20 protein-coding genes are annotated in these 24,835 nt (G+C 54.3%); 14 read left to right on the top strand and 6 right to left on the bottom strand.

Translation table 11 applies throughout. From position 1 onward, the window contains the following. Positions 1-39: 39 nt before the first annotated feature. A complete protein-coding gene (gene nudE / locus C2U53_RS07605; protein ID WP_042998419.1) occupies positions 40-600 on the bottom strand; it encodes an ADP compounds hydrolase NudE in 561 nt (186 codons plus the stop codon). Between the two features lie 324 nt (positions 601-924). Between nudE and igaA the strand changes: the two genes are divergently transcribed. The 5 genes from igaA to pckA all read left to right on the top strand — a co-directional run bounded on the left by igaA (position 925) and on the right by pckA (position 7,099). After that, complete coding sequence (igaA, locus tag C2U53_RS07610) at positions 925-3,057, top strand: intracellular growth attenuator protein IgaA (RefSeq protein WP_042998420.1); 2,133 nt, start codon at positions 925-927, stop codon at positions 3,055-3,057. A gap of 65 nt (positions 3,058-3,122) precedes the next feature. Further along, positions 3,123-3,791, top strand: a complete 669-nt coding sequence (gene yrfG / locus C2U53_RS07615) for a GMP/IMP nucleotidase (RefSeq protein ID WP_042998421.1) — start codon at positions 3,123-3,125, stop codon at positions 3,789-3,791. Between the two features lie 10 nt (positions 3,792-3,801). Continuing rightward, the gene (gene hslR / locus C2U53_RS07620; protein WP_044253504.1) at positions 3,802-4,203 is read left to right on the top strand and encodes a ribosome-associated heat shock protein Hsp15; all 402 of its coding nucleotides are present in this window, start codon (positions 3,802-3,804) and stop codon (positions 4,201-4,203) included. Positions 4,204-4,227: 24 nt separating this feature from the next. Continuing rightward, positions 4,228-5,106, top strand: coding sequence for an Hsp33 family molecular chaperone HslO (gene hslO, locus C2U53_RS07625; RefSeq protein ID WP_043001765.1), 879 nt, complete (start codon positions 4,228-4,230; stop codon positions 5,104-5,106). Positions 5,107-5,479: 373 nt separating this feature from the next. Then, on the top strand, positions 5,480-7,099 hold the full coding sequence (pckA, locus tag C2U53_RS07630; RefSeq protein ID WP_042998423.1) for a phosphoenolpyruvate carboxykinase (ATP): 1,620 nt from the start codon (positions 5,480-5,482) through the stop codon (positions 7,097-7,099). 52 nt (positions 7,100-7,151) lie between these two features. On the opposite strand, the gene envZ is transcribed toward pckA, so the two are convergent. Together envZ and ompR are read right to left on the bottom strand one after the other, a co-directional pair. Then, positions 7,152-8,504 (bottom strand): two-component system sensor histidine kinase EnvZ, encoded by a 1,353-nt coding sequence (gene envZ, locus C2U53_RS07635; protein ID WP_042998424.1) that lies wholly within the window; start codon positions 8,502-8,504, stop codon positions 7,152-7,154. Continuing rightward, a complete protein-coding gene (gene ompR / locus C2U53_RS07640) occupies positions 8,501-9,220 on the bottom strand; it encodes a two-component system response regulator OmpR (protein WP_001157751.1) in 720 nt (239 codons plus the stop codon). The genes envZ and ompR overlap by 4 nt, the downstream gene beginning before the upstream one ends. Positions 9,221-9,446: 226 nt before the next feature. On the opposite strand from ompR, the gene greB reads away from it, so the two are divergent. From greB to feoC, 5 genes are all read left to right on the top strand, one after another. Beyond that, positions 9,447-9,920, top strand: coding sequence for a transcription elongation factor GreB (greB, locus tag C2U53_RS07645; protein WP_042998425.1), 474 nt, complete (start codon positions 9,447-9,449; stop codon positions 9,918-9,920). A gap of 98 nt (positions 9,921-10,018) precedes the next feature. Then, positions 10,019-12,334 carry a Tex family protein gene (locus C2U53_RS07650; RefSeq protein WP_104445771.1) on the top strand — a complete coding sequence of 772 codons (2,316 nt, stop codon included), beginning with the start codon at positions 10,019-10,021 and terminating at the stop codon, positions 12,332-12,334. A gap of 374 nt (positions 12,335-12,708) precedes the next feature. After that, positions 12,709-12,936, top strand: coding sequence for a ferrous iron transporter A (feoA, locus tag C2U53_RS07660; protein ID WP_042998427.1), 228 nt, complete (start codon positions 12,709-12,711; stop codon positions 12,934-12,936). Positions 12,937-12,954: 18 nt separating this feature from the next. Further along, on the top strand, positions 12,955-15,276 hold the full coding sequence (feoB, locus tag C2U53_RS07665) for a Fe(2+) transporter permease subunit FeoB (RefSeq protein ID WP_104445772.1): 2,322 nt from the start codon (positions 12,955-12,957) through the stop codon (positions 15,274-15,276). Positions 15,277-15,285: 9 nt separating this feature from the next. Beyond that, positions 15,286-15,522, top strand: a complete 237-nt coding sequence (gene feoC / locus C2U53_RS07670; RefSeq protein WP_104445773.1) for a [Fe-S]-dependent transcriptional repressor FeoC — start codon at positions 15,286-15,288, stop codon at positions 15,520-15,522. A gap of 158 nt (positions 15,523-15,680) precedes the next feature. On the opposite strand, the gene bioH is transcribed toward feoC, so the two are convergent. Beyond that, entirely contained in the window at positions 15,681-16,451 is a 771-nt protein-coding gene (gene bioH, locus C2U53_RS07675; protein WP_044263808.1) for a pimeloyl-ACP methyl ester esterase BioH, read from the bottom strand. 37 nt (positions 16,452-16,488) lie between these two features. Between bioH and gntX the strand changes: the two genes are divergently transcribed. The 3 genes from gntX to gntT all read left to right on the top strand — a co-directional run bounded on the left by gntX (position 16,489) and on the right by gntT (position 19,444). Further along, a complete protein-coding gene (gene gntX, locus C2U53_RS07680) occupies positions 16,489-17,172 on the top strand; it encodes a DNA utilization protein GntX (RefSeq protein ID WP_058587472.1) in 684 nt (227 codons plus the stop codon). Positions 17,173-17,230: 58 nt separating this feature from the next. Beyond that, positions 17,231-17,806, top strand: a complete 576-nt coding sequence (gene nfuA, locus C2U53_RS07685; RefSeq protein WP_042998432.1) for a Fe-S biogenesis protein NfuA — start codon at positions 17,231-17,233, stop codon at positions 17,804-17,806. Between the two features lie 321 nt (positions 17,807-18,127). Then, positions 18,128-19,444 carry a gluconate transporter gene (gene gntT, locus C2U53_RS07690; protein WP_042998433.1) on the top strand — a complete coding sequence of 439 codons (1,317 nt, stop codon included), beginning with the start codon at positions 18,128-18,130 and terminating at the stop codon, positions 19,442-19,444. Positions 19,445-19,481: 37 nt separating this feature from the next. Here the strand turns inward: gntT and malQ are convergent, their stop codons facing one another. Further along, entirely contained in the window at positions 19,482-21,569 is a 2,088-nt protein-coding gene (gene malQ / locus C2U53_RS07695; RefSeq protein ID WP_104445774.1) for a 4-alpha-glucanotransferase, read from the bottom strand. A gap of 9 nt (positions 21,570-21,578) precedes the next feature. Further along, positions 21,579-23,972, bottom strand: coding sequence for a maltodextrin phosphorylase (gene malP / locus C2U53_RS07700; RefSeq protein ID WP_042998435.1), 2,394 nt, complete (start codon positions 23,970-23,972; stop codon positions 21,579-21,581). 376 nt (positions 23,973-24,348) lie between these two features. Here malP and C2U53_RS07705 point away from each other — a divergent pair, with 376 nt between their 5' ends. After that, complete coding sequence (locus tag C2U53_RS07705) at positions 24,349-24,828, top strand: Hcp family type VI secretion system effector (RefSeq protein WP_042998436.1); 480 nt, start codon at positions 24,349-24,351, stop codon at positions 24,826-24,828. Positions 24,829-24,835 lie beyond the last annotated feature (7 nt).

The following is a 24,835-nucleotide window of genomic DNA, read 5'->3' on the forward strand; positions in this document are numbered from 1 at the left end:
GCGCTGCGGCGCCTTTTTTCATTCCTTCAGGGTGCTCGTTTACAGCCGTCCCTGCCCTTTCAGCCATTCGCGTACAAGAAACAACGCGCTCACGTTTCGTGCTTCGGTAAAGTCGGGGTCTTCCAGCAGATCCATCAGATGCGCCAGCGGCCAGCGCACCTGCGGCAACGGTTCGGGTTCATCGCCTTCCAGTGACTCGGGAAAAAGGTCTTCCGCCACCACGATATTCATCTTGCTGGAAAAGTAAGACGGCGCCATGCTGAGTTTTTTTAAAAAAGTCAGATCGTTTGCCCCAAACCCGACCTCTTCTTTCAGTTCCCGGTTCGCCGCTTCAAACACGCTTTCACCCGGGTCGATCAACCCTTTGGAAAAGCCCAGCTCATAGGACTCCGTTCCCACCGCGTATTCACGAATCAGAATCAGGTGATCGTCAACGATCGGAACAATCATTACCGCTTCACGGGTCGAGGGACGCATCCGTTCATAGACACGACGCACGCCGTTGCTGAATTCGAGGTCCACGCTTTCAACGCTAAATAGCCGCGACTGCGCGACAGTTTCGACGTTCAGAATGGTGGGTTTTTGTAATGATTTGCTCATCGTGAGAATCTATGCCGTGAAATCAGTCGTTATTGTGCGATACGCAACACGGTTTCGGCAATGCGAATTGCCAGTTATTTACATTTATGTAACCTAATAAAAATATAATTCCTATTTCAAATTAAAAGTCAATAGGTTGAAATAGGTCCAGGAATTTGCTGATATTCCGCTTTTGCAGGTTTTGCTATCATCAGCATTCACTGGGATGCGCTGAAAAATGCTCAAGTTCAACTCCATGCTTGCCGATAGCCAACCACGGGATCACGTTCATTGTGACAGGGTGCGACTGACCACACCTGACAGATTAAGTAAGATGGGGAAAGCATGAGCACCATTCTGATTTTTTTAGCGGCGTTGCTGGTCTGCGCATTGCTGGCCTGGTGGCGACTTAACGTTCGTGCCAGACGGCGTAAGCTGCCGTGGACAAATGCATTCTCAGAGGCAGCAACGCGCAAACTCACGCCTGAAGAACGCAGCGCCGTTGAAAATTATCTTGATAGCCTGAGTCAAATCCAGCAGGTACCCGGTCCGACGGGTGCCAGCGCAGCCCCTGTTTCCCTGACGCTGAATGCTGAAAGCAATAACGTCATCATTCTGACCCACTCAATCACCCGCTACGGCATCACGACGGACGATCCGAATAAGTGGCGCTACTACCTCGATTCCGTCGAAGTCCATCTGCCTCCCTTTTGGGAACAGTACATTAATGATGAAAACAGCGTTGAGCTGATCCACACCGATACGCTGCCGCTGGTGATCTCGCTAAATGGTCATTCTCTGCAAGAGTATATGCAGGAGGCGCGTGGTTACGCGCTGCAACCGACCACATCCACACAGGCGTCGATTCGCGGCGAAGAGAGCGAACAAATTGAGTTGCTGAACATTCGTCAGGAGACGCATGAAGAATATGCGCTCAGCCGCCCGGCCGGTTTCCGCGAAGCGCTGTTAATTGTCGCCGCCTTCCTGCTGTTCTTTTTCTGTCTGGTTACGCCGGACGTCTTTGTGCCGTGGATGGTGGGCGGAGCCGTGCTGTTGCTGGCGGCAGGATTGTGGGGCTTATTCGCGCCGCCATCGAAATCCGCACTACGCGAAATTCACTGCCTGCGGGGAACGCCGCGCCGCTGGGGACTGTTTGGCGAAAATGACCAGGAGCAGATCAACAATATCTCGCTGGGGATTATCGACCTGGTGTATCCAAGCCACTGGCAGCCTTACATTGCGCAAGATCTCGGCCAGCAAACAGATATTGATATTTATCTCGATCGCCACGTCGTGCGTCAGGGACGGTTTTTATCCCTGCATGACGAGGTTAAAAACTTCCCGTTGCAGCACTGGGTACGCAGCACGATCATCGCCGGTGGCTCACTGCTGGTGCTGATGATGCTGTTATTCTGGATCCCGCTCGATATGCCGATTAAGTTCACGCTGTCGTGGATGAAAGGTGCACAAACCATCGAAGCGACCAGCGTAAAACAGCTTGAACAGTCCGGCGTGCGCGTCGGCGACACGTTAAATCTTCGCGGGACCGGCATGTGTAATATTCATGCGCAGGGCACCTGGAGCGCACAAACCAGTTCACCGTTTATGCCGTTTGACTGCTCGCAAATCATCTGGAATGACGCCCCTGCGCTACCGTTGCCGGAATCCGATCTAGTGAACAAAGCCACTGCGCTCTCGCAGGCCGTTAACCGCCAGTTGCACCCCAAACCGGAAGATGACTCTCGCGTCAGCGCGGCCTTGCGCTCCGCCATTCAGAAATCGGGCATGGTGCTGCTGGATGATTTTGGCGATATCGTCCTGAAAACCGCCGAGTTGTGCGCGGCAGAAGACGAGTGCGTACGCCTCAAAAATGCGCTGGTTAACCTGGGGAACAGTAAAGACTGGAGCGCGCTGGTGAAACGGGCCAACGCGGGCAAACTGGATGGTGTTAACGTTCTGCTGCGTCCCGTCAGCGCCGAATCGCTCGACAATCTGGTTACCACCTCCACGGCGCCCTTTATTACCCGCGAGACCGCCCGCGCCGCCCAATCGCTGAACAGCCCCGCTCCTGGCGGATTCCTGATTGTCAGCGATGAAGGCAGCGATCTGGTCGATCAGCCCTGGCCGACCGTATCGCTGTACGATTACCCGGCGCAGGAACAGTGGAGCGCCTTCCAGCGACTGGCACAAATGCTGATGAACACGCCGTTTAGCGCCGAAGGGATTGTCACCAATATCTATACTGACGCCAATGGCACGCAGCATATCGCCCTGCACCGCATCCCTGATCGTTCTGGTTTGTGGCGTTACCTCGGCACCACGCTGCTGATGCTGACGATGTTAGCCTGCACACTCTATAATGGCGTACAGGCATTCCGCCGCTACCAGCGTCATCGCACCCGCATGATGGAGATTCAACAGTACTATGAAAGCTGTCTGAATCCGAAGCTCATCAGCGCTCCGGAAAGCCTCATCTGATAACATGTCTGCGGCACCGGGTGTGCTACCCTGTGCCGCATCGCGTTTTCTTCTGGAGAGTTCCCATGCATATTGATATTGCCTGGCAGAACGTGGATACCGTTCTGTTAGACATGGACGGCACGCTGCTCGACCTGGCGTTTGATAACTACTTCTGGCAAAAGCTGGTGCCTGAGACCTACGGCGCGCAGAACGGGATCTCGCCACAAGAGGCGCAGGAACGCATCCGCCAGGAATATCATGCCGTGCAGCATACGCTAAACTGGTACTGTCTTGATTACTGGAGCGACCGTCTGGGTCTGGATATCTGCGCGATGACTACCGCAATGGGGCCGCGAGCGGTGTTACGTGACGATACAATCCCCTTTTTAGACGCGCTCAAAGCCTGCGGTAAACGGCGGATTTTGCTGACCAATGCGCATCCGCATAATCTGGCCGTGAAGCTGGAGCATACCGGTCTGGCCTCACACCTTGATTTATTACTTTCTACCCACACATTTGGATATCCCAAAGAGGATCAGCGGTTATGGCGCGCCGTGGCGGAAGAAACGGGAATGAGTGCAGAGAAAACGCTGTTTATCGACGATAGCGAACCTATTCTCGATGCGGCGGCGAAGTTTGGTATTCGTTATTGCCTCGGCGTGACTAACCCCGACTCTGGCGTTGCGGAAAAACAGTATGCGCGCCATCCGTCATTGAATGACTACCGCCGACTGATCCCCTCACTGATGTGAAGGAGACGCCATGAAAGAGAAGCCCTCGGTTGAGGTCAGACTGGATAAATGGCTTTGGGCTGCGCGGTTTTATAAAACCCGCGCACTGGCCCGCGAAATGGTGGACGGCGGGAAAGTTCACTATAACGGACAGCGCAGTAAGCCAAGCAAGATCGTCGAACTGAACGCCACGCTAACGCTGCGTCAGGGCAACGACGAGCGAACGGTGGTGATCAAGGCGATCACCGAGCAGCGTCGTCCGGCCAGCGAAGCCGTCACTCTGTACGAAGAGACAACGGAAAGCATAGAGAAACGCGAAAAAATGGCGCTGGCGCGTAAGCTTAACGCTCTGACCATGCCGCACCCGGACAGGCGACCGGACAAAAAAGAACGCCGTGACCTGTTACGATTTAAACACGGCGACAGTGAATAACTGTCGCCCGCTAGAGAGATGATTATGCCGCAACATGACCAATTACACCGCTATCTGTTTGAAAATTTTGCCGTGCGCGGCGAACTGGTAACCGTATCGGAAACCCTGCAACAGATCCTCGAAAACCATACTTATCCGCAGCCAGTGAAAACCGTTCTCGCTGAGTTACTGGTTGCCACCAGTCTGCTCACGGCGACGCTGAAGTTCGCCGGTGATATCACCGTTCAGCTCCAGGGTGATGGTCCGCTGAGCCTGGCGGTGATCAACGGCAACAACAATCAGCAGATGCGTGGTGTGGCGCGCGTCCAGGGCGAGATCCCGGAAGATGCTGACCTGAAAACGCTGGTCGGTAATGGTTATCTGGTCATTACCATTACCCCGGAAGAAGGCGAGCGTTATCAGGGCGTTGTCGGTCTGGAAGGCGATACGCTGGCGGCATGTCTGGAAGATTACTTCCTGCGTTCTGAGCAATTGCCAACCCGTCTGTTCATTCGTACCGGTGATGTTGACGGGAAAGCCGCTGCCGGCGGAATGCTGTTGCAGGTGATGCCAGCCCAGGATGCGCAAGCGGATGACTTCAACCATCTGGCCACGCTGACCGAAACTATCAAGGCGGAAGAGCTACTGACCCTGCCAGCCAATGAAGTGCTGTGGCGTCTGTATCACGAAGAAGAGGTCACCCTTTACGATCCGCAGGACGTTGAGTTCAAATGCACCTGCTCGCGCGAACGCTGTGCTGGCGCACTGAAAACGCTGCCGGACGAAGAGGTGGATAGCATTCTGGCGGAAGAAGGCGAAATCGATATGCATTGCGACTATTGCGGGAGCCACTACCTGTTCAATGCCATGGATATTGCCGAGATCCGTAATAACGCCTCCCCTGCCGATCCGCAGGTTCACTGATCGATATCCTGAACCGGTCGGATGACGCGATGCGTCTCCGACCGTCCGCACTAAATTCCGCACTTTTTGCTAAAATTTTCTTTCGTGGTGAATCGATATTTTGTATGTAAGTGGTTTGTTAATTTCCCGCATGAATGCGATTACACTCACAACATTCCCGTGAAAAATACTAATCCTTAACCTTTTAGGAACATTTTCCACAACTAAAAAGTCATTCCTGCCATAATAAGCCCCGCTTCGTGACTGGAGTCACAGCGTTTTCAGTCAATCGTGATTTTGTCCAGATAAGTAAATCTATGAGCCTTGTCGCGGTTAACACCCCCAAAAAAACCTTACTATTCCAGGTAATACATATTGGCTAAGGAGCAGTGATATGCGCGTGAAACGATTAACCCCGCAAGATCTCAAGGCTTATGGTATCAGCGACGTTCAGGATATCGTCTACAACCCCAGCTATGAAACCCTTTATCAGGAAGAGCTAGACCCAAGCCTGGAAGGTTATGAGCGTGGTGTGTTGACGAACCTGGGTGCCGTTGCAGTTGATACCGGTATTTTCACCGGACGTTCGCCGAAGGATAAGTACATTGTTCGTGATGACACCACGCGTGACACGCTGTGGTGGTCCGACAAAGGAAAAGGCAAGAACGACAACAAACCGCTGTCCCAGGAAACCTGGCAGCACCTGAAAGGATTAGTCACTAAACAACTTTCCGGTAAACGTCTGTTTATCGTTGATGCTTTCTGTGGCGCAAACGCCGATACTCGTCTCTCTGTCCGCTTCATTACCGAAGTGGCGTGGCAGGCGCATTTCGTGAAGAACATGTTCATCCGCCCAAGCGATGACGAACTGGAAGGCTTTGAGCCTGACTTTATCGTGATGAACGGCGCGAAGTGCACAAACCCACAGTGGAAAGAGCAGGGTCTGAACTCCGAAAACTTTGTCGCCTTCAACCTGACCGAACGTATCCAGCTGATTGGTGGTACCTGGTACGGCGGCGAAATGAAGAAAGGTATGTTCTCGGTGATGAACTATCTGCTGCCGCTGAAAGGCATTGCCTCCATGCACTGTTCCGCCAACGTGGGCGAGAAAGGCGACGTTGCGGTGTTCTTCGGTCTTTCCGGCACCGGGAAAACCACCCTCTCCACCGACCCGAAACGCCGTCTGATCGGCGATGACGAGCACGGCTGGGATGACGATGGCGTGTTCAACTTTGAAGGCGGTTGCTACGCAAAAACGATCAAGCTGTCGAAAGAAGCGGAACCGGAAATCTACAACGCTATCCGCCGTGATGCGCTGTTAGAAAACGTCACCGTGCGCGACGATGGGACTATCGATTTTGACGACGGCTCGAAAACCGAGAATACCCGCGTTTCCTATCCTATCTACCACATCGAAAATATCGTTAAACCGGTTTCCAAAGCCGGCCATGCCACGAAGGTGATCTTCCTGACCGCTGATGCTTTTGGCGTGCTGCCACCGGTTTCTCGCCTGACCGCCAACCAGACGCAGTACCACTTCCTGTCTGGCTTCACGGCTAAACTGGCGGGTACGGAACGCGGTGTCACCGAGCCGACGCCAACCTTCTCCGCCTGCTTCGGCGCGGCATTCCTGTCGCTGCATCCGACGCAGTATGCTGAAGTGCTGGTGAAACGCATGCAGGCCTCAGGTGCGCAGGCATACCTGGTCAACACTGGCTGGAACGGTACGGGCAAACGTATCTCCATCAAAGATACCCGCGCCATTATCGACGCCATCCTGAACGGTTCTCTGGACGATGCAGAAACCTTCAACCTGCCGATGTTTGATCTGGCGATCCCGACCGAACTTCCAGGCGTGGATACCCGTATTCTCGACCCGCGTAATACCTACGGGTCTCCGGAACAGTGGCAGGAAAAAGCCACTGCGCTGGCGAAACTGTTCATCGAGAACTTCGAGAAATACACCGATACGCCAGCAGGCGAAGCATTGGTCAGTGCCGGGCCGAAGCTGTAAGTCAGTCCGGATAAAGTAAAAATAACAAGGGAGGCATTTCGCCTCCCTTTTTTTACGCCTCTTTAGTCGTCCCCTGGACGCGGACCACAGGAACCGGTAGCCAGGCGCGGATAGAGAGCCCGCCCCGCTCGCTGGTGCCGATCTCCAGCAGCCCGTTATGGTTGTCCACGATACGCTGCACAATCGCCAGTCCCAGACCGGTTCCGCTGGTGCTACGCGCACTGTCGCCACGGACAAACGGCTGGAACAGGTGTTTACGCTGCTCAGGCTTAATGCCGGGGCCATCATCTTCCACCTGGAACCAGGCACGATGCGGTTCAGTCCCGCTGCTGACTTTGATCCATCCGTTGCCATAACGCGCAGCGTTCACCACCATGTTGGCGACTGCACGCTTGATAGACAGCGGGTGCATCTTCACCTGAATGCTACCCGGCTGAAGCGCCGTCTCAATTTCGCGCTCATAGCCACTTTCTGCCGCCACCACTTCGCCCAGCACGGCGTTGAGATCGGCCATCTCCATCGGCATCTCCTGCCCGGTGCGCAGGTAGTCGATGAACTGTTCAATGATCGCGTTGCACTCTTCGATATCTTTATTGATGGACTCCGCCAGATAACCATCCTGCTCGCCCATCATCTCTGTCGCCAGACGAATACGCGTCAGCGGGGTGCGGAGATCGTGACTGACCCCCGCCATCAGCAGCGTTCGGTCATCCGCGAGCTGCTTCACCCCGGCTGCCATATGGTTGAAGGCGCGGGTCACCGAGCGGACCTCAGAGGCGCCGTACTCACGCAGCGGCGGTGGAATAATGCCTTTCCCTACCTGCAGCGCGGCATGTTCGAGATCCACAAGGGGTCGGTTTTGTATACGAATAAACAGCCACGCCCCTCCTATCGCCAACAACATGATGGCCAGCGTATAGCGAAACAGCGGGGAGAAATCGCCCTGATGAATTTCCGTTAACGGAACGCGCACCCAGATATTGGGGGACAGCCAGGTTTTCAGCCAGACAACCGGCGAGCTTTTGTTGACCTCAACGCGCACTTCCGTCGGCCCGCCCAGCTGCTGCGCCATCTGATGGCTTAAAAATTCATAGTGTTGCGCCCAACGCAGTCCAGCCTCTTCGGCGGCTTCGTTGGAATAAAGAGAAATCCCCAGCTCACGGTAAATTTCCCGGCGAAAAGCGGGAGGCACCACCAGTTGCGTGCCGTCCTCCAGTTGCAGTTTATCGGTCATCAGCATACGCACTTCGTAGGCCAGGACCTTATTAAACTGCTGGAGACTCGGCAGAATCGCAAAGTTCAGCACCACCAGATAGGTCGTCACCAGACTGACAAACAGCAGGGTGACGATGAGCAGCAGCGTGCGGGCGAATGAACTTCGTGGCGAGAAGCGCATTCGCCTCATGCTTTAGAACCGTCCGGTACAAAAACGTAACCCAGGCCCCACACGGTCTGGATATAACGCGGATGAGCGGGATCTTCTTCCACCATGCGGCGCAAACGAGAAATCTGTACGTCGATGGAACGCTCCATTGCGGAATACTCACGACCACGCGCCAGGTTCATCAGTTTGTCACGGGACAGCGGCTCGCGCGGGTGGCTCACCAGCGCTTTCAGTACCGCAAATTCACCACTAGTGAGCGGCATCGGCTCGTCTTCACGGAACATTTCGCGAGTGCCCAGGTTTAATTTGAACTTACCAAAAGCGATGACCGCCTCTTCCTGAGAAGGCGCACCCGGCAGTTCGTTCGCCTGACGACGCAGCACCGCCCGAATACGCGCCAGCAGTTCGCGTGGGTTAAACGGTTTCGGGATATAGTCATCGGCGCCGATTTCCAGCCCGACAATACGGTCAACTTCTTCCCCTTTCGCCGTGACCATGATGATCGGCATCGGGTTACTCTGGCTGCGCAGACGGCGGCAAATAGACAGGCCATCTTCACCCGGCAGCATCAGATCCAGTACCATAAGGTGGAAAGATTCGCGGGTTAGCAGGCGATCCATTTGCTCGGCGTTAGCGACGCTTCGAACCTGGAAGCCCTGTTCGGTCAGATAACGCTCCAGCAGCGCGCGCAGGCGCATGTCGTCATCGACCACCAGAATTTTATAGTTCTCTTGCATTGTTTGTACTCCCAAAGGTTCGCAACAATTGAAGGTATGTATTCTTAAAAAAGCTTACGTTCGTCACCAGCGAATTCTGGTATGAATTCCAGGCTAAATTGTTACAAAGCATATTTAACAGCAGCTTAAGTATACAATGAAACGCGCAGCACATTATTTATTCTGTTATCAGGGTGACGTAATACGAATTGTGCGCTTCGTCACAGACTTAAAGGTAATCAATAAGATGAAAACGCCTCTGATCACCCGGGAAGGGTACGAAAAACTCAAAAGTGAGCTTAATTACCTCTGGCGTGAAGAACGCCCGGAAGTCACAAAAAAGGTGACCTGGGCGGCGAGTCTGGGTGACCGCAGTGAGAATGCCGACTACCAGTATAATAAAAAGCGCCTGCGTGAGATCGACCGACGCGTCCGTTACCTGACTAAATGCATGGAGAATTTGAAGATCGTCGATTACTCCCCGCAGCAGGAAGGCAAAGTGTTTTTCGGCGCATGGGTAGAAATTGAGAATGACGATGGCGATACCCGTCGCTTTCGGATTGTCGGCTACGATGAAATTTTTGGCCGCAAAGATTATATCTCCATCGACTCGCCGATGGCGCGCGCGCTGCTGAAAAAAGAGGTCGGCGATCTCGCGGTGGTCAACACGCCTGGTGGGGAAGCAAGCTGGTACGTGAATGCGATCGAATACGTAAAATGAGCAGGAACAATCCGAAGCCCCGCGCTATGGCTGGCGTTTTTGCCCATCAATCCGTATAACTGTTCCCTGATTTTTTACTCAGTAGATGAAGCCAATCCATGATGAATGATTCTTTCTGCCGCATTATTGCGGGTGAAATTCAGGCCCGGGCCGACCAGGTCACCGCTGCCGTTCGCCTGCTTGACGAAGGGAACACCGTGCCGTTTATCGCACGTTACCGTAAGGAAATCACCGGCGGCCTGGATGATACGCAACTGCGTAATCTGGAGACCCGACTGGGCTATTTGCGCGAACTGGAAGAGCGCCGTCAGGCCATTCTCAAGTCCATTTCCGAGCAAGGCAAACTGACCGATGATCTGGCGACTGCCATCAACGGCACGTTAAGTAAGACCGAACTCGAAGATCTTTACCTCCCGTATAAACCCAAACGCCGCACCCGTGGACAGATAGCGATTGAAGCCGGTCTGGAACCGCTGGCCGACCTGTTGTGGAACGACCCGTCACACGATCCGGACACCGAAGCGGCAAAATATATCGATGCAGAGAAAGGGGTTGCCGACAGCAAAGCCGCGCTTGATGGCGCACGCTATATCCTGATGGAACGCTTTGCCGAAGACGCCGCGCTGCTGGCGAAGGTACGTGACTATCTGTGGAAAAATGCCCATCTGGTTGCCAGCGTAGTCAGCGGCAAAGAAGAGGAAGGCGCAAAATTCCGCGACTATTTCGATCATCACGAGCCGATCGCCTCCGTGCCTTCTCACCGTGCGCTGGCAATGTTCCGCGGTCGTAATGAAGGCGTGTTGCAGCTTTCGCTGAATGCCGATCCGCAGTTCGATGAGCCGCCGAAAGAGAGCTACTGCGAGCAGATCATTATGGATCACCTCGGCCTGCGTCTGAACAACGCACCGGCAGACAGCTGGCGCAAAGGCGTGGTGAGCTGGACGTGGCGTATCAAGGTGCTTATGCACCTCGAGACCGAGCTGATGGGGACTGTCCGCGAGCGCGCGGAGGACGAAGCAATCAACGTATTCGCCCGCAACCTGCACGACCTGTTGATGGCGGCACCAGCGGGTCTGCGTGCCACTATGGGCCTCGATCCGGGTCTGCGTACCGGGGTTAAAGTCGCCGTGGTGGATGGCACTGGTAAGCTGGTCGCCACCGATACCATCTATCCTCACACCGGTCAGGCGGCGAAAGCCGCCATGGTAATGGCTGCGCTGTGTGAAAAGTACAATGTGGAACTGGTGGCGATTGGTAACGGCACCGCCTCGCGTGAAACCGAACGCTTCTTCCTCGATGTACAGAAACAGTTCCCGAAAGTGACGGCGCAGAAAGTGATCGTCAGCGAAGCCGGGGCGTCAGTCTATTCCGCGTCAGAACTGGCAGCCCAGGAGTTCCCGGATCTCGACGTCTCGCTGCGCGGCGCGGTCTCTATTGCGCGCCGTCTGCAGGATCCGCTCGCTGAGCTGGTGAAAATCGATCCGAAATCGATCGGCGTCGGTCAGTATCAGCATGACGTCAGCCAGACACAGTTAGCCCGTAAGCTGGACGCGGTAGTGGAAGACTGTGTGAACGCCGTCGGCGTTGATTTGAATACGGCATCGGTTCCGCTGTTAACCCGTGTAGCCGGTCTGACCCGAATGATGGCGCAGAATATCGTGGCCTGGCGCGACGAGAACGGGCAGTTCCAGAATCGTCAGCAACTGCTGAAAGTCAGCCGACTGGGACCGAAAGCCTTCGAACAGTGCGCAGGCTTCCTGCGTATTAACCACGGTGATAACCCGCTGGATGCTTCCACCGTTCACCCGGAAGCCTATCCGGTCGTGGAACGTATTCTGGCGGCAACCCAACAGGCGCTGAAAGATCTGATGGGCAACAGCAGCGAACTGCGCAATCTGAAAGCCGTCGATTTCATCGACGACAAGTTCGGTGTCCCGACCGTCAGTGACATCATCAAAGAGCTGGAGAAACCGGGTCGCGATCCGCGTCCGGAATTCAAAACCGCGCAGTTTGCCGATGGCGTTGAAACCATGAACGATTTGCAGCCGGGGATGGTTCTCGAGGGTGCCGTCACCAACGTCACCAACTTTGGTGCGTTTGTGGATATCGGCGTTCACCAGGATGGACTGGTTCACATCTCATCGCTGTCGAACAAGTTTGTTGACGATCCCCACACCGTGGTGAAAGCGGGCGACATCGTGAAGGTGAAAGTACTGGAAGTTGACCTGCAACGTAAGCGTATTGCCCTGACGATGCGTCTGGACGAACAGCCGGGTGAAACCAATGCCCGTCGCGGCGGCGGCAATGATCGTCCGGCAGCGAAAGCGGCAAAACCACGTACTCGTGAAGCGCAGCCCGCCGGTAACAGCGCGATGATGGATGCGCTGGCGGCAGCAATGGGTAAAAAACGTTAAGTTTAGATCGAGTGCCGGATGGCGGCGGAACCGCCCTGTCCGGCCCTTTACCGCATCCACCTTCTCCATCGCGTTATATTTATCACGCCATTAACAGATGAAACCTTAATTAAACATTAACAACGTTAATTTATTAAGAATTCAAATCATTTCACCTGCTGGTTATTATTTTTGAGCCATATCAAAAATGACGCAGATTATTATTCAAACCTACATTCCGTCACATTTAATCGGTTGAAGATAAAAACCATTCTCATTATCATTGCATTGTTGATTATTTACTCTTTCCTTCGTTGGCTAATCATCTGGTCTCATGCCGCGCCCCTTTGCCCCATGAGGTAAACATCCAGTTAGCGAGAAACAAGTAGGTTCTTATGCAATTTGCTCCAGATACTGCGTGGAAAATCACTGGTTTTTCCCGAGAAATAAGTCCTGCATACCGTCAGAAACTGCTTTCCCTCGGCATGCTCCCGGGTTCCTCATTTAACGTGGTGCGCGTCGCCCCCTTAGGCGATCCTGTCCATATTGAAACGCGTCGCGTTAGCCTGGTATTGCGTAAAAAAGACCTGGCATTATTAGAAGTGGAAGCGGTTTCCTGTTAATACAGTGAGTCTATAACGATGAAAAAATTAACCATTGGCTTAATTGGTAATCCAAATTCCGGCAAGACAACCCTGTTTAACCAACTGACCGGTGCGCGCCAGCGCGTAGGCAACTGGGCTGGGGTCACCGTGGAACGTAAAGAGGGGCAATTCACGACCACGGATCATCAGGTCACGCTGGTCGATCTGCCCGGCACGTATTCGCTCACTACCATCTCTTCGCAAACCTCTCTGGATGAGCAGATTGCCTGCCACTACATTCTGAGCGGCGACGCCGACCTGTTAATTAACGTGGTAGATGCCTCAAATCTTGAGCGTAACCTCTATCTGACGCTGCAACTGCTTGAGCTGGGCATTCCCTGCATTGTTGCACTCAACATGCTCGACATTGCGGAAAAACAGAAAATCCGCATTGATATCGATGCCCTTTCAACCCGCCTTGGCTGCCCGGTCGTCCCGCTGGTTTCTACCCGTGGACGCGGTATCGAAGCGCTGAAGCTGGCGATTGACCGCCACAGCAAGAACGAAAACGTTGAACTGGTGCATTACGCCCAGCCGCTGCTGCGTGAGGCCGATAAACTGGCAAGCGCCATGGCTAAAGAAATGCCGGTACAACAGCGCCGCTGGCTCGGCCTGCAAATGCTGGAAGGGGATATCTACAGCCGGGCATACGCCGGTGACGCTGCTGCGCAACTGGATATTTCGCTGGCGCATCTGAGCGACGAGATGGACGACCCGGCACTGCATATCGCCGATGCGCGTTACCAGTGCATTGCGGCGATCTGCGACGTGGTGAGCAACACTTTAACAGCAGAGCCCAGCCGCTTTACAACGGCGGTGGATAAAATCATCCTCAACCGTTTTCTCGGTCTGCCGATCTTCCTGTTTGTGATGTACCTGATGTTCCTGCTTGCCATTAACATTGGCGGCGCGCTGGCCCCGATTTTTGATGCTGGCTCTGTGGCGATTTTTATTCACGGTATCCAGTGGATCGGTTATACCCTTCACTTCCCGGACTGGCTGACCATTTTCCTCGCCCAAGGGCTGGGCGGTGGGATTAACACCGTTCTGCCGCTGGTTCCGCAGATCGGCATGATGTACCTGTTCCTCTCGTTCCTCGAAGACTCCGGTTACATGGCGCGCGCAGCGTTTGTGATGGACCGTCTGATGCAGGCGCTGGGACTGCCGGGCAAATCATTCGTCCCGCTGATTGTCGGCTTTGGCTGCAACGTGCCATCGGTGATGGGGGCCCGCACCCTGGATGCACCACGTGAGCGCCTGATGACTATCATGATGGCACCGTTCATGTCCTGTGGGGCACGACTGGCGATTTTCGCCGTGTTTGCGGCGGCCTTCTTCGGGCAGAACGGCGCGCTGGCGGTGTTCTCCCTGTATGTGCTGGGCATTGTGATGGCGGTACTGACTGGCCTGATGCTCAAACACACCATCATGCGTGGCGAAGCGTCTCCGTTTGTTATGGAGCTTCCGGTTTATCACGTCCCGCATATCAAGAGCCTGATTATCCAGACCTGGCAGCGCCTGAAAGGGTTTGTGCTGCGCGCCGGTAAAGTGATCGTCATTGTCAGCATCTTCCTGAGCGCGTTTAACAGCTTTTCACTCAGCGGCAAGATTGTCGATAATATCAACGATTCGGCGCTGGCCTCCGTCAGTCGCGTCATCACTCCCATCTTTAAACCGATTGGTGTTCATGAAGACAACTGGCAGGCAACGGTTGGGTTGTTCACGGGTGCGATGGCGAAAGAAGTGGTAGTCGGTACACTCAATACGCTCTATACCGCAGAAAACATTCAGGATGAGGAATTTAATCCGGCTGAATTTAATCTTGGCGATGAGCTGCTGAGCGCGCTGGATGAAACCTGGCAGAGCCTGAAAGACACTTTCAGCCTGAGCGTACTGGCGAACCCTATTGAAGCCAGCAAAGGCGACGGAGAAATGGCGACTGGCGCAATGGGCGTCATGGATGCGAAATTTGGCAGCGCGGCGGCAGCCTACAGCTACCTGATTTTCGTCCTGCTGTACGTTCCCTGCATCTCGGTAATGGGGGCAATTGCCCGTGAATCGAGCCGCGGCTGGATGGGCTTCTCCATTCTCTGGGGGCTGAACATCGCCTACTCGCTGTCAACCCTGTTCTACCAGGTCGCCAGCTACAGTGAGCATCCGCGCTACAGTCTGGTTTGTATCCTGGCCGTGATCCTGTTTAACGTTGTGGTACTGGGACTGCTGCGCCGGGCGCGTAGCCGGGTGGATGTCAATCTGCTGGCCACGCGGAAAAAAGCCAGCGATTGCTGCGCCAGTACAACCACCGGCGATTGTCACTAAGGTGTCACGATGGTTTCGCTCATTCAGGTTCGCGATTTATTGGCCTTGCGGGGGCGCATGGAGGCAGCGCAAATCAGCCATACATTGCAAACGCCGCAGCCGATGATCGACGCCATGCTCAGTCAACTGGAAATGATGGGTAAAGCTATGCGGATTCAGGAAGAACCTGACGGCTGTCTCTCCGGAAGCTGCAAAAGTTGCCCGGAAGGCAAAGCCTGCCTGCGTGAATGGTGGGCGCTGCGTTAAGGTATTACGGAGAGTCCGCAAGCAGCACGGCGTTTGTATGGTGCGTCGTTGCCACTGGTGGTTACCGTCGTTCCTGATGACGAGATTATGCGGCATCGCGCGGAACCATTAATCTCCGGCCCGGTAAGTAAGACACTTTCCGGGCATTTTTCTTCGCGTTACAGTCTTTGCTTTAGCGCCACCAGCGTCTGACAGAATTCATCAGGATGCGAAATAAACGGGGCATGCGCTGCCCTGGCAAAGATAAACGATTCGCTCGCTGGCCATAGTGCATCAAGCAGTGGCACCACCTTGCGGGGAACCAACCCGTCAAGATAGCCGTACAAACGCAGGAACGGTACCGTTAACGATGTCAGTGACTCGCGCAGATCAACCGTTTTCAGGATCTCCAGCCCTCCGTTAAGCACATCTACCGGCGGCATCGGCAGCGCCAGCACGGTCTTTTTCAATGCGCGTGCATCCTGACGCGCCGTTTCCGTTCCCATCGTTTGCAATGCCAGAAAGCGCTCTACCGTCCGCTGGAAGTCTTCACTCAGTTGCTGCTGGAACCCCGCCAGGACTTCCGGCTTAATCCCCGGCCAATTTTCACGTGCGCTGAAACAGGGCGATGACGCCACCGTCACCAGCGCCTGAACGCGCTCGGGATGAGTTAATGCCACCTGGCTCGCCACTAACCCGCCAAGACTCCAGCCGAGCCAGATAGCGCTCTCTGGCGCCAGTTCCAGGACGCGCTCCGCCATTTCCTCAAGCGTCATGGCCCCAAAACCCTGGCTGCGGCCAAAGCCCGGTAAATCGACCAGATGCAGCGTAAAATGCGAGCTCAGTTCCTCGCTAATGCAATGCCACACTTCGGCGTTAAGTCCCCATCCGTGCAGCAGCACAAGATGACAATTTCCCTCTCCACGGGTCTGCCACCAGATGTCATTCATCAGTTACTGTTCTCTTTTCGCCAACAAGGATGAATCTATGCTAACAGTACCGGGATTATGCTGGCTATGCCGAATGCCGCTGGCGCTGAGTCGTTGGGGGATCTGTTCTGTCTGCGAACGCGCTGCGCGTCGGCACGTCTCGCTCTGTCCACGATGTGGACTCCCCTCCGCGCATCCCACAATGGCCTGCGGGCGCTGCCTGCAAAAACCGCCGCCCTGGCAGCGACTGATTACCGTCAGCGATTATGCCCCGCCGCTCAGCACGCTCATTCATCAACTTAAGTTTTCCCGGCGCAGCGACATCGCCCCCGCGCTGTCGCGCGTTTTGCTGCTGGAGGTATTGCAGGCGCGTCGTCAGACCGGGCTGACCCTGCCGGACAGGCTGATTAGCGTTCCTCTATGGCAGCGCCGCCACTGGCGCAGGGGGTTTAATCAGAGCGATCTGTTGTGCCAGTCGCTGTCTCGCTGGCTGCGTTGTCCCTGGGACTGTCGAAGCGTTACGCGCATTCGCCCTACCGCCACTCAGCACCATCTCAGTGCCAGATTGCGCAAGCGCAACCTGAAAAATGCCTTTCGCCTTGAATTGCCGGTGAAGGGACTCCATATGGTTGTTGTGGATGATGTCATCACGACCGGGAGTACCGTCGCGGAGATCGCACAGCTGCTTTTACGCAACGGCGCGGCGACTGTCCAGGTATGGTGCCTGTGTCGAACCTTGTAGAGCCTCGATGATGGGCGTATTATAACCAACTAAAATAGTCAACTATTAGGCCATTACTATGATCCGTATTTCCGATGCTGCACAAGCGCACTTTGCCAAACTGCTGGCAAATCAGGAAGAAGGGACACAAATCCGTGTATTTGTGATTAATCCCGGTACGCCTAACGCTGAATGTGGCGTTTCTTATTGTCCGCCGGACGCCGTGGAAGCAACCGACACCGCCCTGAAATTTGACCTGCTGACCGCTTATGTTGATGAGCTGAGCGCGCCCTATCTGGAAGACGCTGAGATCGATTTCGTGACCGATCAACTGGGTTCCCAACTGACGCTAAAAGCGCCGAACGCGAAAATGCGTAAAGTGGCTGACGATGCGCCGCTGATGGAACGCGTGGAATATATGCTCCAGTCGCAAATCAACCCGCAGCTTGCCGGCCACGGTGGTCGTGTCTCTCTGATGGAGATCACCGACGAAGGCTACGCCATTCTGCAGTTTGGTGGCGGCTGTAACGGCTGCTCCATGGTCGATGTGACCCTGAAAGAAGGGATCGAGAAGCAGCTGCTGAACGAGTTCCCGGAACTGAAAGGCGTTCGCGACCTGACCGAACACCAGCGCGGCGAACACTCCTACTACTAAGTTCGCTGCTCGCGTATGCCCGATGGCGCTAACGCTTATCGGGCATAGCGCCCCTCTTTGCGACTTCAGCAATATCCTCTTCGATAATTTGACCTGCCTCGCATAATTTAAATTTTGCCTGCCGGGGTGATTCTCAATCACCCTATGTTACCCGTATCATTCATATGGGCACCAAACACACACATCACATCCGACTAAACTAGATAGTTTTAAGGGTAATCCGTCGAGGTGCCGTTACGTCTCTGTTCCCGGTTGGGACAAACGTAGTTTGTCGTCAAAACATTGACGTTACCCATAACAAATTGAAAGGCCAGGTAAATCATGCCATTAGTCATCGTTGCTATCGGTGTAATTTTGTTATTACTCCTGATGATCCGCTTCAAAATGAACGGTTTCATCGCTCTCGTCCTGGTGGCGCTTGCGGTTGGATTGATGCAAGGAATGCCGCTCGATAAAGTCATTGGCTCCATCAAAGCGGGTGTCGGCGGCACCCTGGGAAGTCTTGCCCTGATTATGGGCTTTGGTGCCATGCTCGGCAAAATGCTGGCAGACTGCGGGGGTGCGCAACGTATCGCCACCACGCTTATTGCGAAATTTGGTAAGAAACACATTCAGTGGGCCGTGGTATTAACCGGTTTCACCGTCGGTTTTGCCCTGTTCTACGAAGTGGGCTTTGTGCTGATGTTGCCGCTGGTGTTCACTATTGCCGCCGCGGCTAACATCCCGCTGCTGTATGTCGGTGTTCCGATGGCTGCGGCGCTCTCCGTCACGCACGGCTTCCTGCCGCCGCACCCAGGCCCGACCGCTATCGCGACCATTTTCCATGCCGACATGGGTAAAACCCTGCTGTTTGGTACGATCCTGGCAATCCCGACCGTCATTCTGGCGGGTCCGGTCTTCGCTCGCTGCCTGAAAGGCATCGATAAGCCGATCCCGGAAGGTCTGTACAGCGCGAAAACCTTCACGGAAGAAGAGATGCCGAGCTTTGGCGTCAGCGTCTGGACCTCATTGGTTCCGGTGGTACTGATGGCAATGCGCGCTATTGCAGAGATGATCCTGCCGAAAGGCCATGCGTTCCTGCCTGTTGCCGAGTTCTTTGGTGACCCGGTGATGGCAACCCTGATTGCAGTCCTGATCGCCCTGTTCACCTTCGGTCTGAACCGTGGCCGTTCAATGGATCAGATTAACGATACGCTGACCTCTTCCATCAAAATTATCGCAATGATGCTGTTGATCATCGGCGGTGGCGGTGCGTTCAAGCAGGTGCTGGTCGACAGCGGCGTGGACAAATACATTGCGTCCATGATGCACGAAACCAATATCTCTCCGCTGCTGATGGCATGGTCTATCGCCGCCGTTCTGCGTATCGCGCTGGGTTCTGCTACCGTTGCCGCAATTACGGCGGGTGGAATTGTCGCACCGCTGATCGCAACCACCGGCGTCAGCCCTGAGCTGATGGTTATCGCTGTCGGTTCCGGTAGCGTTATCTTCTCTCACGTAAACGACCCTGGCTTCTGGCTGTTCAAAGAGTACTTTAACCTGACCATCGGCGAGACTATCAAGTCCTGGTCGATGCTGGAAACCATTATCTCTGTCTGCGGACTGATTGGCTGTCTGCTGCTGGGAACGGTGGTTTAACGCTAAAAAGAACCCGCCAGTTGGCGGGTTCTTTTTTTCACGTCTTCTTCGCTGCCGCTTTTCGCCGTTTATCCAGATCCTTAATCAGCTTGTTCACCCGTTCATCGGCAAACATCGCTTCAAGAGTCACGGAGAGCTTACGACGCCAGTTTTTGTACTCTGAACTGGTCCCCGGAATGTTGACCGGTTCCGCCATATCCAGCCAGTCTTCCGGCTGCAACCCTAATAACGCACTGTTACTGTCGGCGATATAACGCTGCATCCCCCGATTGAGCATCGGCGTCATCGCCATCAGCGAAGCCTTACGCCCGGCACGTTTTGGCAGGCAACCGTACTTGTGCAGCGCATCTAATAGCCCTTGTTTCGCCCGCTCACGGTCCTGATACAGTCCGCGCAGCACCACTTCATCAGGATACAGTCCCAGCGCTTTGCCCAGCGTCAAATCACCGCTGTCCCAATAACCTTTGAGCGTAGGAAGATCATGCGTCGTCGCGACAGCCATTGATTGTTCCGGATACGCTTTCGGCGCACGGTAGTTCTTCTCATGGTCGTTCTCGAAATAGAGCACTTTGTAAGAGTACACGCCGCTGGTTCGCAGTTTGCCAACAATCTCCACCGGAACGGTACCCAGGTCTTCACCAATCACCATGCAATGATGACGCTGACTTTCCAGCGCCAGAATCGACAACAGGTCGTCGACCGGATAGTGAACATAGGCGCCGTGGTCGGCGGTTTCACCGTAGGGGATCCACCACAACCGCAGCATCGACATGACATGATCGATGCGCAGCGCGCCGCAGTTTTGCATATTCGCCCGCAGGAGTTCGATAAACGGCTCGTAGGCACGCGCCGTAATGATATGCGGATCCATCGGCGGCAGGCCCCAGTTCTGTCCAAGCGGACCGAGGATATCCGGCGGCGCGCCAACAGAGGCTTTCAGGCAATACAGCTCGCGATCGCACCAGGTTTCCGCCCCACCTTCCGCCACGCCCACCGCCAGATCGCGATACAGGCCAATTGGCATCTTAAAGCCCTGACTGGTTTCCCAGCAGGCGGCAAACTGAATGTACGCCAGCCACTGTAACCAGAGATAAAAATCCACTTCATCACGATGTTCGTGACAGAATTTTTCCACCTCCGGCGAATCAACAGACTGATACGCTTCCGGCCAGGCAGGCCAACCCCAGCGCAGTTCATCCTCTTTCACCTGCCAGGCATGCAGCGCATCAAACGCCGCCTGCCAGTACAGGCTGTCGCCTTCCTGAGCCACGAACGCCCGGAATGCCGCCATCTGTTCATCGTCGCGCGTGGCAAACCCTTTCCATGCCATGCGCAGCGCGGTCATCTTCAGCGTGGTGACTGCCGAGTAATCCACCCATTGGGCATCCCGCGCCTGTTGCAGTATTTTCTGCGTATCGGGCATCTGCCACCAGGCCTGCGCTTCTTGACTCAGGCGAAAATCATCGACAGCGTTCACATCAATGTAAATGACGTTCAGCCAGCGACGTGAAGACGGGCTGTACGGGCTGGCGCTCTCCGGGTTTGCCGGATAGAGCGCGTGGATCGGATTGAGGCCGATAAACGCCCCCCCGCGTTTTGCCACATCCACCAGCATTAACTTCAGATCGCCGAAATCACCGATTCCCCAGTTGTGCTCTGAACGCAGCGTATAGAGCTGTACGCAGGCACCCCAGAGTTTCTGCCCGGTCAGCAGCGCCTGCGGCTCGTAGCAGCGTTTTGGCGCCACGATGATGCGGCAATGGTGTCGCTGTTCATCCTGCGTCAGGGTCAACGTGTGATAACCCAGCGGCAGCTTTGTCGGCAGAGTAAAGGATTTCCCGCCGGTGGCGTGCCCCTTAAACTGCACACCCTCTTCGGTGGTCAACAGCCAGTTGAATTCACCGTGTCCCTCTACCGCCAGCGACATCTTTTTGCCTGCGGTGTAGACCATCACATTCGGCACCGCCGTCACCGCTACCTTTGCGGCGGCAGCGGTACGGTGCATAGCATCCAACAAACGTCGCTTGGTTTCGGCACCAATTGACTGCGGCTTGCCGTGGGCATTGATATAATTGGGACTGATCCCCGCCGCCAGCGCGGCATTATCCAGACGTTTGCTATCCATCGCGCTTCCTTAGCGTTTCGCCTGCCAGATTCGGGTCTGATAATCGCGAATGGAGCGATCCGAGCTGAACATACCGCAGCGTGCAGAGTTCAGGATCGCCGCACGCGTCCAGGCCTCCTGGTCACGATACAACACATCCACCTGTTTCTGCGCCTCAACGTAGGCCGCAAAGTCCGCCATCACCAGATACGGATCGCCACCCTGTTTGCCTATGCTGTGCAGCATCTGATCAAAGGCATGCTTATCGCCGGCGCTGAACTTACCGCTCTCCAGCTCTTTCAGCACGGCATCGAGCACTTTATCCTTTTTGCGCCATTTCAGCGGATCGTAGCCTTTGGCTTTCAGCGCCTTCACCTGTTCCACGGTATGCCCAAAGATAAAAATATTCTCATCACCCACTTTCTCGGCGATTTCTACGTTCGCGCCGTCCAGCGTGCCGACCGTCAGTGCGCCGTTGAGCGCCAGCTTCATGTTGCCGGTGCCAGAAGCTTCTTTCCCCGCTGTGGAGATCTGCTCGGAGATATCCGCCGCCGGAATCAGCATTTCTGCCGCTGACACGCAGTAATCCGGCAGGAACACCACTTTCAGTTTGTCGCCGACGTTCGGGTCGTTATTAATGGTTTCCGCCACCTTGTTAATGGCAAAGATGATGTTTTTCGCCAGGTAGTAACCCGGAGCCGACTTCGCGCCGAACAGGAAGACGCGCGGAACGCGATCGGCCTGCGGGTTTTCGCGAATCTCTTTATACAACGCCAGGATATGCAGCAGGTTCAGGTGCTGACGTTTGTATTCGTGCAGACGCTTAATCTGAATATCGAAAATCGCCTGCGGGTTAATCTCAATCCCAGTACGAACTTTCACAAACTCAGCCAGACGTACCTTATTGGCCTGCTTGATATCACGCCAGGTCTTGCGGAATTTAGCATCATCAGCGTACTTCTCAAGATTGATCAACTGATCGAGATCGTTCGCCCACTCTTTCTTCAGCGTTTTATCAAACAGCGCAGCCAGTTCCGGGTTGCACTGTTTGATCCAGCGACGCGGCGTGATGCCGTTGGTCACGTTATGGAACTTGTTCGGCCACAGTTGGTGATATTCCGGGAACAGATCTTTCACCACCAGATCGGAGTGCAGTGCGGCAACGCCGTTGACCGCAAAGCCGCTGACGACGCACATGTTCGCCATGCGCACCTGTTTGTCGTGAACCACCGCCAGCTTTGCCCAAACCTGCTTGTCGCCAGGCCAGGTTTTATCGACCAGCGTCTTAAAGCGATCGTTAATCTCTTTGATGATCTGCATATGACGCGGCAGCAGCGCTTTCACCAGCTTCTCATCCCAGCACTCCAGCGCTTCTGGCATCAGGGTATGGTTGGTATAAGCGAAGGTTTTGCTGGTGATCGCCCAGGCGTCGTCCCAGCTCATCTGATGCTCGTCAAGCAGCACGCGCAGCAGTTCCGGAATCGCAATGGTCGGATGGGTATCGTTCAGTTGAATGACTTCGTAATCCGCCAGCTCATGCAGTTTGCGGCCAGCCAGATGATGACGACGCAGAATGTCTGCCACTGAACAGGCGCACTGGAAGTATTGCTGCATCAGACGCAGCTTCTTACCCGCCGTGTGGTTATCGTTCGGGTAAAGCACTTTGGTCAGTTTATCGGCGTCAATCCCCTGCTGTTCCGCACGCAGAAAATCACCGTCATTAAATTTGGTCAGGTTAAACGGATGAGCGTGAGTGGCCTGCCACAGACGCAGCGGTTGCGCCACGCCGTTACGGTAGCCCAGCACCGGCAGATCCCACGCCTGCCCGGTAATCACAAAGTCGGGTTCCCAGTGACCGCCTTTTGTCACCTTACCGCCAATACCCACCTGCACATCAAGCTGCTCGTTATGACGGAACCACGGATAGCTGCCGCGATGCCAGTCATCCGGCGCTTCCATTTGCTGGCCGTCGGCAAAGGATTGACGGAACAGGCCGTACTGATAGTTCAGACCATAACCGGTGGCAGATTGACCCACGGTCGCCATTGAGTCCAGGAAGCAGGCGGCAAGACGCCCTAATCCTCCGTTGCCCAGCGCCGGGTCGATCTCTTCTTCCAGCAAATCGGTCAGCTGGACGTCGTACGCTTTCAGCGCATCGCTCACCGCCTGATACCAGCCCAGGTTAAGCAGATTATTCCCCGTCAGACGACCAATCAGGAACTCCATCGAGATGTAGTTCACATGGCGCTGATTTTTCGCCGGTTTCGCCACAGGTTGGGCACTGAGAAGTTCCGCCAGCGCGCCGCTGACGGCGTGCCACCATTGACGGGACGTCATCTCGTGAGCTGACAGTAAACCGAAACGCTGCCACTGACGTGTCAGGGCTGCCTGAAATTGCTCTTGATTGAAGGTTGGCTGTGACATAGGAATTCCGGGTCCTTTGGTAAAAAACAACGTTATCGCTAGTTTGCCAGGCTCAATGTTGACCTTCCTCATCCCACTCTTGATTAGGCGGGGAGGAGTAGTGGGGATGAGCGTAAAAGTGTGATCGGTGCCACTCTCGCGTACCGCACCCGACTGTTCAGATCCCAGTCATACACTTATTTTAAACCATTTTTATATTTTACCTGGCTCTAATCACAGAATCAGGGAAGAAATGATATAACGCGGATATGAAGAATCTCTCTGGTTTCAAGTCCATATAAAAACAAAACCAGTTGAAATGACAATAATACAAGCGCACACTAATTTTATTGTATTTTAATATATTATCACCACTAATAAATTAAAAGGAAATAATATGTCCCATTTATCCTGGCTCACGCTGACAGGAGAGATTCAGGGAGATATATCAGCGCAGTGCGGCTCCCGGAGTTCAATAGGTAATAAATCTCAAACCCGTCATATTGATCAGATAATGATTTACGCACTTGAACATGAAACATCACGGCAACAAAATGTTTGTCATCATGAATTGCAAATAATTAAGCCCGTTGACCGTTCGTCGCCGTTACTCAGCAAAGCCATCAACGATAACGAAACACTTGAGTGTGAACTCGACCTGTATCGCGTTAATCCAGGAGGTCAACAGGAGATCTACTATAAAATTAAACTATTCAAAGCTCATATTTCTAACATCAAAATAATTGTGCCACATAATATTATTGAACATGGAAACGAAGCACAGGAACGTGTTTGTTTTACGTATGAGTCCATCAGTTGGGAACACTGTATGGCGAGCACCAGCGCCTTTAGCTTTTGGAGCGACCGGCTCTTCTGAGTCTGAA

The organism is Citrobacter sp. CFNIH10, from assembly GCF_002934585.1.
Lineage (GTDB): Bacteria > Pseudomonadota > Gammaproteobacteria > Enterobacterales > Enterobacteriaceae > Citrobacter_A > Citrobacter_A amalonaticus.